At 66.0% G+C, this 14,382-nt stretch carries 13 protein-coding genes and 1 tRNA gene; 11 read left to right on the plus strand and 3 right to left on the minus strand.

Going from position 1 to position 14,382, the window contains the following annotated elements:
* The first annotated feature begins 113 nt into the window (after positions 1-113).
* The 5 genes from KHP16_RS03715 to KHP16_RS03735 are packed head-to-tail and all read left to right on the plus strand — an operon-like array spanning position 114 to position 9,340.
* Complete coding sequence (locus KHP16_RS03715) at positions 114-2,699, plus strand: FHA domain-containing protein (RefSeq protein ID WP_211959597.1); 2,586 nt, start codon at positions 114-116, stop codon at positions 2,697-2,699.
* Complete coding sequence (locus KHP16_RS03720) at positions 2,696-4,069, plus strand: HlyD family efflux transporter periplasmic adaptor subunit (RefSeq protein WP_109581733.1); 1,374 nt, start codon at positions 2,696-2,698, stop codon at positions 4,067-4,069. Before KHP16_RS03715 ends, KHP16_RS03720 begins: the two co-directional genes overlap by 4 nt.
* Before the next feature lie 30 nt (positions 4,070-4,099).
* Positions 4,100-4,852 (plus strand): peptidylprolyl isomerase, encoded by a 753-nt coding sequence (locus KHP16_RS03725; RefSeq protein ID WP_115953599.1) that lies wholly within the window; start codon positions 4,100-4,102, stop codon positions 4,850-4,852.
* Complete coding sequence (locus KHP16_RS03730) at positions 4,833-7,943, plus strand: peptidase domain-containing ABC transporter (RefSeq protein ID WP_109581731.1); 3,111 nt, start codon at positions 4,833-4,835, stop codon at positions 7,941-7,943. The genes KHP16_RS03725 and KHP16_RS03730 overlap by 20 nt, the downstream gene beginning before the upstream one ends.
* Positions 7,940-9,340 carry a sigma-54 interaction domain-containing protein gene (locus KHP16_RS03735; protein WP_109581730.1) on the plus strand — a complete coding sequence of 467 codons (1,401 nt, stop codon included), beginning with the start codon at positions 7,940-7,942 and terminating at the stop codon, positions 9,338-9,340. Before KHP16_RS03730 ends, KHP16_RS03735 begins: the two co-directional genes overlap by 4 nt.
* Positions 9,341-9,344: 4 nt before the next feature.
* Here the strand turns inward: KHP16_RS03735 and KHP16_RS03740 are convergent, their stop codons facing one another.
* Together KHP16_RS03740 and KHP16_RS03745 are read right to left on the minus strand one after the other, a co-directional pair.
* Positions 9,345-10,118: a PP2C family protein-serine/threonine phosphatase gene (locus KHP16_RS03740; protein WP_211959598.1), complete on the minus strand. Its 774-nt coding sequence runs from the start codon at positions 10,116-10,118 to the stop codon at positions 9,345-9,347.
* Positions 10,119-10,187: 69 nt separating this feature from the next.
* On the minus strand, positions 10,188-10,481 hold the full coding sequence (locus KHP16_RS03745; protein ID WP_109581728.1) for a hypothetical protein: 294 nt from the start codon (positions 10,479-10,481) through the stop codon (positions 10,188-10,190).
* Positions 10,482-10,854: 373 nt separating this feature from the next.
* Between KHP16_RS03745 and KHP16_RS03750 the strand changes: the two genes are divergently transcribed.
* The 5 genes from KHP16_RS03750 to KHP16_RS03770 all read left to right on the plus strand — a co-directional run bounded on the left by KHP16_RS03750 (position 10,855) and on the right by KHP16_RS03770 (position 13,194).
* On the plus strand, positions 10,855-11,307 hold the full coding sequence (locus KHP16_RS03750; RefSeq protein ID WP_109581727.1) for a lecithin retinol acyltransferase family protein: 453 nt from the start codon (positions 10,855-10,857) through the stop codon (positions 11,305-11,307).
* Positions 11,308-11,723: 416 nt separating this feature from the next.
* Positions 11,724-12,158 (plus strand): hypothetical protein, encoded by a 435-nt coding sequence (locus tag KHP16_RS03755; protein WP_211959599.1) that lies wholly within the window; start codon positions 11,724-11,726, stop codon positions 12,156-12,158.
* 12 nt (positions 12,159-12,170) lie between these two features.
* Positions 12,171-12,560, plus strand: a complete 390-nt coding sequence (locus tag KHP16_RS03760) for a hypothetical protein (RefSeq protein WP_109581724.1) — start codon at positions 12,171-12,173, stop codon at positions 12,558-12,560.
* A gap of 96 nt (positions 12,561-12,656) precedes the next feature.
* Positions 12,657-12,731: transfer RNA gene (locus KHP16_RS03765), tRNA-Arg, on the plus strand.
* Between the two features lie 142 nt (positions 12,732-12,873).
* Complete coding sequence (locus tag KHP16_RS03770; RefSeq protein ID WP_109581723.1) at positions 12,874-13,194, plus strand: hypothetical protein; 321 nt, start codon at positions 12,874-12,876, stop codon at positions 13,192-13,194.
* Positions 13,195-13,220: 26 nt separating this feature from the next.
* Here KHP16_RS03770 and KHP16_RS03775 read toward each other — a convergent pair whose 3' ends face one another.
* On the minus strand, positions 13,221-13,550 hold the full coding sequence (locus tag KHP16_RS03775; RefSeq protein ID WP_211959600.1) for a DMT family transporter: 330 nt from the start codon (positions 13,548-13,550) through the stop codon (positions 13,221-13,223).
* A gap of 286 nt (positions 13,551-13,836) precedes the next feature.
* On the opposite strand from KHP16_RS03775, the gene KHP16_RS03780 reads away from it, so the two are divergent.
* Positions 13,837-14,382 carry a hypothetical protein gene (locus tag KHP16_RS03780; protein WP_211959601.1) on the plus strand — a complete coding sequence of 182 codons (546 nt, stop codon included), beginning with the start codon at positions 13,837-13,839 and terminating at the stop codon, positions 14,380-14,382.

Consider the following 14,382-nt stretch of genomic DNA (forward strand, 5'->3'; position numbering starts at 1 on the left):
GCCGTTGACTCAGCCAGAGCGTCGCCTACTATGTTCTTACTCGTGACATCCCGCCTCTCGCCCGTCTCGCGTGCGTGTGGCCTGACTGGCCCGACTGTTGGTTGTCTGGAAACATGACGCGCGACGATGCCCTGATCATGGACGTGCCGGCAAAGGTGGATCCGCATCCCTACGCCAGCCATGCGTTCGACATCCTGCTGGTCCCGCTGTCGCGGCCGGATCTCGGCGAGATTCGCATCGGCGAGGATCTGTTCGCGATAGGCCGCGGGGAAGCACCGTTCGCGGCGTATCCGACCGACGCCACGTCGGTGTTGTCGCGCCGGCACGCGCGCATCTTCTCCGAAGACGGCGCGGTGTATGTCGCCGACCTCGGCAGCAAGAACGGCACGCACGTCAATGGCGCGGTGGTCGCGCAGCAGCCTGCCGCATTGCGCGATGGCGACGAACTGAGCTTCGGCGCGGAGCTGTCCTACCGCGTGAAGCTCTATCCGCGTGCGCCGGTGCAGCAGACGGGGCTCGTCGCCTGCCTGACGCCGATGCGGCAGGACGTCGGCCTGCAGCCCATCGTCATCACGGGTTTTCCGTTTCTCGTCAGCAAGGCCGACGATACGTTCGCGCGCTATCGCGACGCCTATCCGCATCAGGTCAACTATCTGTCGCGGCGGCATGCGCATCTCTATCTGAAGGGCGGTGCGCCGTGGATCGAGGATCTGGGCAGCACCAACGGCACGTTCGTCAACGGCGCGCGGCTCGGCGATCACGCCGTGCGTGTGGAGGCGGGCGATGTGCTGGCCTTCGGCGGCACACACTTCGTGTATCGGCTCGATATCGCGCGCCATGAGGATGGCGATGCGACCGCCACGCGGTCGATCACGGCGAGCCGGCCGCACGCCGTTTCGGCTGCAGTTTCTCCGTCGGGCGCGCCGGCCGATGTGCCGCCGCCCATCGAAGAGGACCTCGACAAGACCACCTTCGTCGGTGCGGCGGACTCGTTCCTCGACATCTTTTGCGTCGACTACGCGGCCCGGCAGGAGGATGAAGTCAACCTCGAGCCGATGCCGGATGCGAGCCATGCCGCGCAAGCCGGCGCGCATGCCGCTCCCGCGCGCAAGCCCGGACGCACGGCGCTGATGTGCGCGGAGATCGCACGCACGCTGGGCCTTCGCGACCGCGCTCAGGCCAACCGCGCCATGAAGTGGACGGTAGCCGTGGTGGTCGCTCTCGGGCTCGTGGGCGGCGGACTCTACTGGCGCAGCGCGCCGGACCGCTCGCTCGAACGGCTGATGGCCGACCATGAGTATGCGCGCGCGGCGGAGGTCGCCGACGAGTATCTCGCGCGGCATCCGAGCGATCCGAAATACCAGGCCATCGGCACCGAAGCGATGCTCGACGCGTACGTGCCGGGATGGATCGACAAGCTGCGCGCGAAGGACTTCGTCGGCGCCGAAACCACGCTCGCGCACATGCGCGGCACGAGTCGGCACAATACCGACGCGCGCGCGCTGATCGACGAGCTGGCGTGGGTTGGCAGCGTGAGCCGCTTTGCGGCCGAGCGCGGCGGCGACGATGCCCGCATCCGGCTCTATCGCGACGAAGGCGATATCCGCCGGCTGCTTGCGCACTGGGAGCAAGACGCGAAGGCGCACCAACGCGCCCTCGACCGCATCGCGAACACGGTGCCGGTGTTTGCCGAGACCTATGCGGGAACGCTCAGCGCCTTGCGCAAGCTGCAGAACGACGATGCCGTGTACCTCGGCGCGATCGAACGGCTCAACGCATCCATCGCCACCGAGCTGGGCCGCGAGCAGCCGGAAGCGCTGCAATCCATGCTGGCCGAGTACCGCGACAAGTATCCGCGGCTTGCGGGGCTCGATGCGACCGAAGCGGACCTCAAGCAGTACATCGCGCTAATTCAGGCGCTGCGAAACCGCATGGTCGGGCCGCTTGCCGCGCAGATGGCCGCGGTGCATTTCAGCACGCCGCCGTTCCGCGTGGCCTACGACAAGCTCGCCGCCGAAAAGCTGCCGGCCGCATCGATCGCCGAGCACTACCTCGCTGCAACCCAGGGCTGGGCTCGCGGCGAGGGCGAGGCCGCGATCGGCGCGCTGGGCAAGATCGAGGCCGGGCCATGGAGCGAGGAACTCGCGCAAGACATCGCGCACAAGCGGCAGGTGCTCGACCAGTATGCGGCGCTGCCGCGCGCGAGAGGGACCGCGGGATATGAGGACCAGCTGCTGGCGCTGCACGCGATGCTCGATCCCGATGGCGATGCCTGGTACGTGCGCGCGATCGATGGCGATGTCAATGCCATCCGGGAGGCGGCGCTGCGGCGCGCGAACCTGCTGCTCAATCGCGCGGCGACGGCGTGGCGGCAGTATCGCAACAATGGTCTGATCGGCGGCGAACAACGGCTGGAGGCGGGCGTCTCGGCGAAGTTCCGCGCGCAGGCGAAGCTGCTGGCCGATGCGCAGGCCGATGCGCGGCAGGGTCTGCGCATCTACGCGCAACTGAAAGCCGACGAGATATCCCAGTGGAGCAAGGTGCGGGACGACATCCAGGCCGAAGTCGACCTGCAAAGGCGCTCGCTCAACGACCTTCGCATGGTGCTCGATCCTGCCGTGCTCAAGGCCAAGCTAGCGCTCGTCGGGGAGCCGAGCCCCACGGCCACCGTGGCGGCCTCGCCGGGAGGGCGGCGATGAACGACGAGAACCGCCTGCGTCCGCTGCACGAGGCACTCGACGACCACAGCGCCGAAGGCATCGCGCTGCTGACCGCCGAGCCCTCGCGGCTGACGATGCTGACGATCGTCGCGACGGCCGCGCTCGTGCTCTGCGCGCTGCTGTGGTCGTTCATCGGGCATGCGGATGTCATCGTCACCGCGCAAGGTACGCTCGCGCCGGAGTCCGAGGTGCGGCGCTTCTATGCGCCCGTCGATGGCGAGCTCGCCGATCTTTATGTGGCCGAGGGCCAGCCCGTCTCGAAGGACGACGTGCTCGCGCGCCTCAATGCGCGCGGAGCGATCGAGGCAGCCGCCAAGGCGCTGGAAGCGCAACTCAAGCTCGAGGATTCCGAGCGGGAATGGCGGCAGTTCCCCGAGCGCAAGGCGTTGATGGAACGCCGCGCGGCCGCGCTCAAGCAGCAGCTGGAAGTCGGTACGCGCCAGCACGAGAACCGCATGGCCGAAGGCACCACGCGGCTCGCCGAGCAGCAGCGCGCGCAGTTGCAGGAGGCGCGCAGCAACCTCGAGAACGCACGGCGCGCGCGCGACTTCGCCAGGCAGGAGCAGGACCGCTATGCGCGGCTCTTCGCGCTGCCCGGCGGCGGGGGCGTGTCGCAGGCGCAGGTGGAAGCCAAGCGCGCCTCGGCGCAGGAGGCCGAGAACGGTCTGCGTGTCGCCCAATCGCGGTTGGCGGAACTCGATGCGCGGCTGGCGCGCGAATACACGCAGGCCAGCGCGGATCTCGAGGGTAGCGGGCAGGACCTCGCCAACCTGCGCATTCAGTACGACGCCCAGATGCGGGAGATTGGCAGCACCGAGGACAAGCTGCGGCTGCAGGTGCAGACCGCGCGGCTCGTGGCGGAAGCCGCGGCGCGCATCAAGTTCGAGAACATCGACAAGGACAACTTCCTGCTGATTCTCGCGCCGACGTCCGGCGTGATCACCGATGTCACGTCGACGCAGCGTGGCGACAAGGTCCAGGCCAACGCGCCCCTCGGCGGCATCGCGCCGAAGGATGCGCGGCCCGTGCTGCGCGTGGAGATCGCCGAACGGGATCGCGCCTTCCTGCGCGAGGGGCTGCCCGTCAAGCTCAAGTTCAGCGCGTTTCCCTTTCAGCGCTACGGTCTGATCGCGGGCACGCTCGAGTACATCTCGCCAGCGACCAAGCCATCGGGCCCGGACAAGCAGCCAGTCTATGAAGGGCGCGTGCGGCTCGCGCAGGACTACTACACCGTGGCGGATCAGAAGTATCCGCTGCGCTACGGCATGACCGCCACCGCGGAGATCGTGGTCCGCGAGCGGCGCCTGATCGATCTCGGGCTCGATCCGTTCCGGCAGGTGGCCGGCTAGCCCGCTTACGAGAACCAAGGGGAGGATGCGATGACCGCCATCGTGCGAATCGACGAGGAAGTGATCGACGTCGACGAATTCATCCGTGTGCTCAAGCTGACCGGGCAGTTCGAAGGCATCGTCGAGCAACTCGTGCGCGAGAAGCTGACCGTGCACGCGGCGCGGCGGCAGGGCCTGACGCTGACGCCGGAGGAAATTCAGGCGCGCGCGGATCAGTTCCGGCGCGTACAGGGGCTACATCGCGCGGCGGACATGAACCACTACCTCGATGCGCTGGGCATCAGCCTCGACGAGTTCGAGCGCTTCATCACGGACAGCCTCTATCAGGAGAAGATGATGGCGCGCGTCTGCGACGATGCGGCCGTCGAGACCTATTTCCAGCTCAACTCCCCGAAGTTCGACAGCATCGAAGTGAGCCATATCGTCGTCGACAGCGAGGGCAAGGCCCGCGAGCTCGTGTCGTATCTGCAGGACGACCCCGATGCGTTCGCCGACATGGCGCGAGAGCATTCGATCGCCGATACGCGCGAGCAGGGCGGCGAGATCGGCAAGGTCCTGCGCGGCTCACTCAAGAGCGATATCGAGGCCAAGGTGTTCAACGCGGAGGCCGGCGATCTCCTGGGTCCGTTCCCGGCCGCCGACCGCTCGTTCTTCGAGGTGTTTCTGGTGCGGGCCAAGCATCCCGCGCGGCTCGATGACGAGGTGGCGGTGGAAGTGCGCCGGCGGTTGCGCGAAGAGTGGCTGATGGCGAGGGCGCAGGAACATGTCATCGAAGCCCGTTAGCGATTCCGCGACCAACGCCGGGCCCGGCGCTGACGTCGCGGCCCCCGCGCTCGGCGCTCTGGTTGACTTCCTCGCAACGGTCGAGATCCTGTCGCCGCTGACGCGCGCCGAACTCGAACGCCTTGCGGCCAGCGCGCGCACGCTGTCGTTCGGTTTCGGCGATACGGTATGCAACGCCGGCGAACCGGCCGATGGCCTGTTCATTGTCCGTAGCGGCTCCGTGCGCGTGTTCAACGAGGAGCACGGCAAGGAGGTCAGCATGGGCGTTCGCAAGACCGGTGAGGTCTTCGCGGATATCGCCATGCTGCGCGAGTATCGCCACGAGTCGTCCGTGCGCGCCTCCGGCAAGACCGAACTCCTGTGCATACCGCGCGCGGTCAGCGAGGCAGTGGTAGCCGCGAACCCGGCCGCGCTGGCGTTCATCACGAGTTACGTGGCGATTAGCTCGGCTGGCGGCTTCGTGGCGCGGCTGTTCGACCTCCGCGGCAAGCTCGATCGCTCGGAGCTCGAGGACGCCGTGCGCAGCGTGGGCGTCAAGCGCGTGACGGCGGGCCGCGAGATCCTGCATCAGGACGGCCGCGACGATCGGCGGCTTTATATCGTGCGCCAGGGGACCGTGCGCATCGTGCGTACCGAGGATGGCGAGACCTATCCGCTCGCCACGCTCGGGCAGGGCGACATCTTCGGCGAGCGCGCGTGCGTCATGCGGCAGGAGCAGATCGCGTCCGCCATCGCGGAGACCGATGTCCGGCTGCTGGTGATACCCGAGAAGACCGTGCAGCTGATTCTCGAGCGCAACGCCAAGCTGCGCGAGGTGCTCGAGGAACGTATTCGCGTGATCGACCGCGAGCTGCATCGCCAGCAGAAGCTGGCCGAGCGGCGCAAGCGGCCGGTGCTGCTCGATCTGCATTCGAAGCCCGAGTTCGGCGAACGCGTGATCCGGCGCTTCGCGCTCGTCGAGCAGGCGGAGGAGATGGACTGCGGCGCGGCCTGCCTCGCCATGATCTGCCGCCACCATGGCTTGACGCTGACGCTCGGCAAGCTGCGCGAACTCGCCAACGTGACCACGGCGGGCGCCACGCTCGACAGTCTCGCGCGGGCCGGGGAGTCGCTGGGCTTCACCACGCGAGGGGTGCAATGTACACGCGATGCGCTGCTCGGCTTCGAGCTGCCGTTCATCGTGCACTGGGAGGGTTATCACTACGTCGTGGTGTACGGCATCTCGCCGCACCATGTGTGGGTCGCGGATCCCGCGCTCGGTTTCCGCAAGATGAGTACCGAGGAGTTCGAGCGCGGGTGGAGTGGCACCTGCCTGTTGTTTACGGCGGGCGAATCGATGGCCCAGCTGGCGGTGGCGCGGTCGCCCTGGCTGCGGTTCATCAGCTATCTGTCGCCGTACAAGCGCATTCTGGCCCACCTGTTCCTTGCCACGTTCGTGATCCAGCTGCTGGGCGTCGTGCCGCCGCTGATCATCCAGAACATCCTCGACGGCGTCGTCGTGCATCAGAACGTGGGACTGCTGCATCTGCTGATCGTCGGGCTGATCATCTCCAACGTGTTCACGCAGCTGATGGCGACCATCCGGGCGTACCTGGCGAACTTCATGGTGCGCAACATGGACTTCGCCATGATGTCGCACTTTTTCAAGCACACGCTCGCGCTGCCTTTGTCGTTCTTCGCGAAGCGCAAGACCGGCGACATCTTCGCGCGCTTTCAGGAGAACCAGACGATCCGCGCGTTCCTGACGGAATCGACGGTCACGACCGCGCTGAACCTGCTGATGGTGTTCATCTATTTCAGCATCATGTTCGTCTACAACGTCAAGCTGACGCTGCTGCTGATCGCGTTCGTCATCCCGATCGCGGCGCTGACCGTGATTGTCACACCACGCCTGAAGACATTCGCGCGCGACGTCTTCACGGCTTCGACGGATGCCAAGGCTTACCTGATGGAGACGCTCGGCGGCGCGGAGACCGTCAAGGGCATGGGTATCGAGCGCGCCGTGCGGCTGCGCTGGGAGCGCAAGTATGCGAAGGCGCTGGACCGGCAGTATCAGGCGCAGTCGTTCCATATCCTCGTCGGCCTCGTCAGTCAGTTGCTGAACGCTGCGACCACGATCGCCGTGCTATGGGTCGGGGCCACGCTCGTGCTCGAGCGCGAACTTACCATCGGGCAGCTCATCGCCTTCAATGCCTTCATGGGCAGCGTGCTCGCGCCGTTGATGGGCCTCGTCGCGTTGTGGGGACAGCTCAACGACGCGGGGGTCGCGATGGAGCGGCTTGGGGACGTGCTCGATCTCGAACCCGAGCAGCGGCCGCAGGACGTGGCGTCGCGCGTGATGCTTCCGGATCTGCAGGGCGACATCCGGTTCGATGGGGTGTACTTCCGCTATGGCGGCGACGAGACGCAGTACGTGCTCGAGAACATCAGCTTTCACGTCCGCGCGGGCGAGATGGTGGCGATCGTCGGGCGCAGCGGCTCGGGCAAGACCACGCTGGCCAAGCTGCTTGTGGGCTTCTACAAGCCGAGCGAGGGCACGATGAGCATCGATGGCTACGACCTCAACGTGATCGATACGGAGTTCTTCCGCGCGCAGGTCGGCTACGTGATGCAGACCAACCTCTTGTTCTCGGGCACGGTAGCGGAGAACATTGCTTGCGGGGACGATGCGGCCGATCGGCGCCGCATCGAGGAGGTGGCCAAGATGGCCGATGCGCATGCGTTCATTTCCAAGCTGCCGCTCGGCTACGAGCAGGTGGTGGGCGAGCGCGGCATCGGGCTGTCGGGCGGGCAGATCCAGCGGCTGTGCATCGCGCGCGCCCTGTATCACGATCCCCGGCTGCTCGTGTTCGACGAAGCCACGTCGGCGCTCGATACGCAATCGGAGAGCAACATCCTCGCGAACATGCACGACATCCTGCGCGGACGAACGGCCGTGATCATCGCGCACCGGCTCAGCACGATCATGCAGGCGGACAAGATCCTCGTGCTCTACGAGGGGGCGATCGTCGAGCAGGGGCGGCACGAGGAACTGCTCGAGCGGCGGGGCATGTACTACCAGCTGGTGCAGAAACAACTGAGCGCGGCATGAAACTCTTCAATCCCGGGCGACCGGCGCCATCCTCGGACGATGCACAGAACGACACCGCCACGTCGACGTCCCTATCGGCCGCCTCGTTTGGCTCGCGCCTGACCACGTCCACGGTATCCTTCGCGGGGCTCATCGAGCGTCTCGAGATCCTCCGCTCGACGCTACGCTGGTCGTCGCGGCTCGAACGCCCCGAGATCGAAAAGCTGCTCAAGCAGGCCACGTCGCTGCGGGACGAAGTCATGGGCCTTTCGCATCGCGAGCGCTTCGTGCAGGCGGCGGCGAAGGAGGGCGTTGCGGCCGAGGAGATACCGCGGGAGTTGGCACCCGAGGTCGAACCCATCGCCCAATCTTCCCGCGAGCGCCGTCAGGCACTGCTGGAGCGGAGCTTCGTGTTCGAAGGCACGTTCGGGGACAACGCGAGGCTGCTCGAAGCGCTGGAGATCGCGGAGAAGGCGGCGCCCACCGATCTGCCTGTGCTGATCGACGGCGAAAGCGGCACCGGCAAGGAATTGATGGCGAAGGTGATTCACGCCAACGGTTCGCGCGTGGAGCGGCCGTTCATCTCCGTCAACTGCGGCGCGATTCCCGACAGCCTGCTCGAGTCCGAGCTCTTCGGCCATCGCAAGGGGGCGTTCACGGGGGCGAGCAACGATCGAAAGGGCAAGTTCGAGAGCGCGCATACGGGTACGATCTTCCTCGACGAGATCGGCGAACTGCCGCTGACAGGGCAGGTCAAGCTCCTGCGGGTACTGGAGGCGCATGAAATCCAGCGCGTGGGTTCGGACGAGGTAATTGCCGTCGACACGCGCATCGTCGCCGCGACCAACAAGGATCTGCGGCGCATGAGCCAGGATGGGACGTTCCGCGAAGATCTGTTCTATCGGCTCAGTGTGATTCATGTGTCGCTGCCCGCGCTGCGTGAACGCCGCGACGAGATTCCGCTGCTGGTCGCCTACTTCGGCGACGAAGCGGCGGGTCAGCTGAAGCGCCGGCCCGTGAAGCTCACGCCGCGGCTGCGCGACTTCCTGCTGCACTACGGTTATCCCGGCAATATCCGGGAACTGCGCAACCTGATGTACCGGTTGTCCTGCCTGGCCGGCGATACCGCCGATCTCGCGCATCTGCCGCCCGATATTCGTCCGGGCCCAGCGGCGCAGGCCAAGGTCGCGGCCGGGATCGATGCGCCGGTGCCGACGTCGCTCAGCGAGGCCAAGCGCGCGGCCAGCGACGAGGCCGAGCGCGCGTTTCTCGAACGCGGGTTGCAGGAGGTTGGGGGGACGGTGGCCGAACTGGCGCGTCGTTTCGAGATGAACCGCTCGCACGTGCAGATGCTGCTCAAGAAGCATGGCATCCACTCGAAGGATTTCCGGGCGGGACGTCAGGCGGACGGGAAGTAGGGGGTCAGACCTCCGGGTTCAGCAGCGTTCGATCGGAACCGCCTCCGATATCCTCGGCCCGGATCACGATCACCGACACGTTGTCATGCCCGCCATTGGCCAGCGCGAGATCGACGAGTTCGCGCGCGGCCGATGCGCAATCGCCGCACGCCATCGCCTCGGCGATCGCGGGATCCTCGACTTCGTTGCTGAGGCCATCGCTGCACAGCAGGAACATGTCGCCATCGCCGATCTCGACCTGCAGATCTTCGAGGCTCAGCGAAGCCGCCGCGCCTACCGCGCGTGTGATCGTGTTGTGCGCCGGATGCCGCCGCGCCTGCTCGGCGGTAATGAGCCCGCGCGCGCGCAAGCGCTCCACCTGGCTGTGGTCGCGCGTGAGTTGCTTGAGATGTCCATCGCGATAGAGATAGAGCCGGCTGTCGCCGGCCCACAGGCACGCGCATCGCCGCTCGCAGGCCATCAGCGCCACGACGGTGCTGCCGATCACGCGCACCTGCATGCGCGCCGCTTCGTCGATCAGCACCTGGTTGACCGCCTGCAGCGTCGTGCGCGCGGTGGCCACCGCGTCGTCGAGTTCCTGCGCGGGGGGCATCGCCTCGAGCGCCTGCACGATCGTGCGGCTGGCGAAGTCGCCCACGGCATGGCCGCCCATGCCGTCGGCAACCGCCCAGATGCCGCGCTCGGGGGCATCGAAGCAGGCGTCTTCATTGCGTTCCCTGACCAGTCCGACGTCGGTACAGGCGGCGGAGGTCCAGCGGAATTGCGTAGCGCAGGTCACGGTGCTCTCCGGCGCGGATCGAAAGCGGCCCCGCGCAAGCGCCGCCCCCCGGGGCAGCATAACGCCGGCTCAGACCAGCCGGCCCTTGTTCTTCGCACCCTGGCCCGCATCGACGCTGATCGTGGAGTTCGGCGCGTCGTTGCGGACGTCGATGTTCTGGAACTGATTGTTCATCTGTTCAGCATAGAAGCTGTAATTGATCTCGTAAAAGTTCACGACAGGAGCCATGGCGCTCGCGCGCGGCGCGACGTAAGGCTGAATCCAGCCAAACACCCACTGCGCGCCGCCGCCGCGCACGCAGGACATCGCGCGGAAATCGAGTTCGCGGCGGACGGCAAGGTCCTTGATCGTCAGGGTGGCCATGATGGGTCTCCAGTCGTGTCGTATGTCGGTGCCGGAGTTAGAGCAAACGGCATGCCAAACGGCGGTCCCGGGGCAGGGCGCCCCAGACCCAGGCCCGGCGCGGATTCTAGGGCAGCTTGTCGCCGCCATCGGTCTCCATCGCGCAAAACGGTCGCCGCCGGCCCAACACGTCGTGCCGCAACTGTTGGGTCGCCACCGACCACTCGCCATCCCCATTCACAACCGGCGACGCGCCCCACCGCCCGCCAATGCCCGCCACCAGCGCGCCAGCTCCCGCCGCTGCGGGCCCTGCGTCCCGGTCGCCCCCGCTGGCACGCTTGATGCAAAAAGGGTGACGCCAGCCAACGAACAACAACCAACGCCCGAGACCGCCATGCAACCCATCGACGCTTACCTGCCCGGCACGCACCTCGTCACCGCACGGGACGGCTACTCCCACCACGGCATCTACGTCGGCCGCGGCCGCGTCATCCACTATGGCGGCTACTGCGACACCCTCAACGCCGCCCCGGTCGAAGAAATTTCGCTGGAAGCCTTCGCGCACGGCAACCCCGTCACGGTCAAGCCCGAACCCTTCGCCCGCTACCTCGGCGCCCAGGCCGTCCACCGCGCCCGCTCCCGCCTCGGCGAAGACCGCTACCACCTGCTCACGAACAACTGCGAACACTTCTGCACCTGGTGCGTCCGCGGCGTCGCCCGCAGCGAACAAGTCGAAGCCTGCCTCCGCCACCCGCGCGCCGGCATGCAGGTGGCCCTTCTGCTGCTGCGCCGCATGCTGCCGGCTGGCGTGACGATGGAATCCGGCACGGCGGTTGGGGCGATGTGATCGGAGGTTTCCGACGGCGCTGTGCGCGCGTTCAGTGCCAAGCCGCTCCGCCTGGCGGTGGCGCGTTCCCCAGGCAATGTGTCCAAAGGTGCCCGGCATGTGGCAGTTTGTTTCCGTTTCGTTTTTGGCGCCCCATTCGTGCCATCATCTCGCCACACGATTCGCGCGCCCCCAGCGAGTTGACAACCCCATGACAACGATGCAGGAGGGCCAGGATGCAAACGAGAATTCCACCTTTCAACACGTCTGGCGTGCTGCCGCCATACGTGGGATCGAACCCCGCGCAGCCGGCGACGCTCATGGCGCCCTAAGCGGTGAGCGTATCAATCTGCAATGGAAAGGCATATTGCGGATACCGCTTGCCGAGAGTTTCGATCTGGCTGCACAACAGCATTTGGACAGGATGGGGGAAGACGATGATTTTGCCCGGCAATCTTGCGTGGCTTCAGGCCGACCTTGGGGAGGTGAATGGCTTCCTCGCGACTATGAGTCCGGACTCCATCGCGTGGCATCAGTTCGCATCCCGCAAGAAGGATCTCGAAGCGGCCATCGCCAGTTTTGATAGCACTGAGGCCGCGCGCGAGGCAGGCGAGTGGAATGGCGAGCCGGGCATCGAAAGCGAAGTGGAAGTCGAAGGGTATCTGTTTCTGCTACCCGAGGGGCGACGGTTCGATATGACTGCGGATCAGGCAGGACGACGGTTGCTCTACAAGGGCACTGTAGACCGCGAGCTTCTCCGCGAGCAGGCGTTCGCCCTCGGCGACATCGTCGGGAAACGGTGGCAGGTATTGCTGCGCAAAAGCGAGGTCGGCCAGTCCTACACGCTGGCACGGCTGCTACAAGCGGCGTAGCGCCGCCTCACCATGACGAACGCCTCGCTCGTCGAGAGGCTGGATGGCGTCAAGCTTACCGTCGTCACCATGACGACCCGGCGCGTGGTCGCCGTCTGCGAGATCGAGGGCGCGCAGGAGAGGGCGCGCGCCATCATGACTATGTCGCGCGAGTTCGGCGTGGCCGATGACATCGTGGCCACACATCTGCAGACAGCAAACGACGTCCTGTGCGAGCGCCGCCTCGCCATGCGATCCATGACCGTGTATCAGGACCTCGACACCGGAACGCTAAGGGTGCGGGTCGCCGTGCCGGTGCCCGGGGTGCGGCAGCTGTATGAACTCAATATGGCTCTGGCGGCAAAACAGCTGGGTCGCGGCCTCATTCCGACATCGCTGTTCGACGTCGTGTTTGCCGCATAAGGAAGCAACCCTACACCGGCGGGCCTTTTTCGCAACCCGGCGCCCCTCGTTTTGCTATACTCCGCCCCGGCTCCCGGCAACGGGGGCGATGGTCCGCTCGCCGTAGTTCAATGGATAGAACGAGCGCCTCCTAAGCGCTAGATACAGGTTCGATTCCTGTCGGCGGGACCATGGTTCGCGCGCTACCGCACGCAATCGTCCATTTCCGATTCCCACGTTTTCCGTTATCTGCCCGACGACCGGCTATGATGTCGGCTTCACGCGGCCATGTTCGTTCGAACCGTGGCCGCGCCCGACTGAATTCGCGCATGTTATGCACTTACTGAAGACGATCCATCGCAGCCTGCCGGTACTGGCTGGCATGCTCGCCGCGCAGGCTCTGGCTGTGGCCCCCGATCCCGGGCTCGCCGACACGTCTGGCTGCACGGCGATGCTCGACATCGTGCAGGAGAGCCTGCGTAGCGAGATCGAGGTCGTCTGCAACGATCCGAACAAGCCAGGGTGCGACCAGAAGAACGGTCAGATTCGCGTGATCCTCGACATCATCGATCACCGCCGCCAGCGCGGCGCCGACGAATGCGACACCATCGCACAGGTCAACCGCCTGCTGCGCACGCTGCCGCCGCGCGGCTGAGCCCGGTCGTGGCGGACTCGCGCCACTCAGTGCGAGAATTTCGAGAACAACTGGATCACCGCCACGCCGGCAATGATCAAACCAATACCGACGCAAGCCGCCAGATCGGGCACCTGCCGATATAGCACGGCCGCGATCAGCGTCACGAGCACGATGCCCGCGCCGCTCCAGATGGCGTAGGCCACGCCGACCGGTACCGTTTTCATGACCTGCATGAGCAGCCAGAAGGCCGCGACATAGCCCGTCACGACGAGCACGCTCGGCCAGAGCCGCGTGAAATTCCCGGCAGCCTTCAGACTGCTGGTAGCGATGACCTCGGCGACGATGGCGAGGGCGAGCAGAACATATCCATTCATGGCAACGGCATCCGATAAAGGGGCGAAAGCGGCGCTTATGCCTCGTATTATGCGTGCGCTTCACAAACCGGCCCCCCAAACGACCCGAGCCCTCTCGTGAACGCAAGCGCTTTCGGCGTACCGGTTACCCTCCCTTGGGGTGGTTGTGCCCCAACACGGAGGACGGTTGAATCGTCGGTAGGAATTACAACATCGGCCAGAGCCGAGCCAGTCGCGGCAGCACGCTTCGACCACCGGCACGCATAACAACCGCCGGGCGAAGCGACAGAAATTCAGGGGAGCGGGTATGCGGAACGATAACGATCCGGCTACGGTCTGGCCGGCTTCGCGGGCCGTCGGCGTGGAAAACCAAATCGGGCACGGGGTCGTGGGCGAGAGCACGAACGAGGACCCGGATGAGGGCGTCTGGCAGAACACGATCGCGGCCGCCGACCATGCCCTCGAGGAAGCCAATCGCATCCAGCGTGGCGTGCAGCAGAACCTGAAGACGATGCAGGAGATGCGCAACCTGCGCGAGGAACTGCGCAAGGCGCACGCGGAGATCGACCGCTATCGCGGCATGCACGCCCGCGTGGTCGTAAGCATGCGGCAGATCGAGGAAGATCGCGACGCCGACATCGCGCGGCTCCAGGCGGATAACGAGATGCTGCTCGTGCGGCATCGTGTGTACAAGCTGCTCGCCGAACACTACGCCACGTCCGCCCTGCACTTCGAGCCGAAGACCTTCGCCGAGCATCGCGACCGCGTGCTCGAACACGTGCTGTTCCAGCGCCGCAAAGGCACGCCGGTCTCACGCATCACGCCTGCCGATATCTCGTTTCTGCTGCTGTGA

The sequence above is a fragment of the Cupriavidus plantarum genome, assembly GCF_905397285.1.
GTDB lineage: Bacteria > Pseudomonadota > Gammaproteobacteria > Burkholderiales > Burkholderiaceae > Cupriavidus > Cupriavidus plantarum.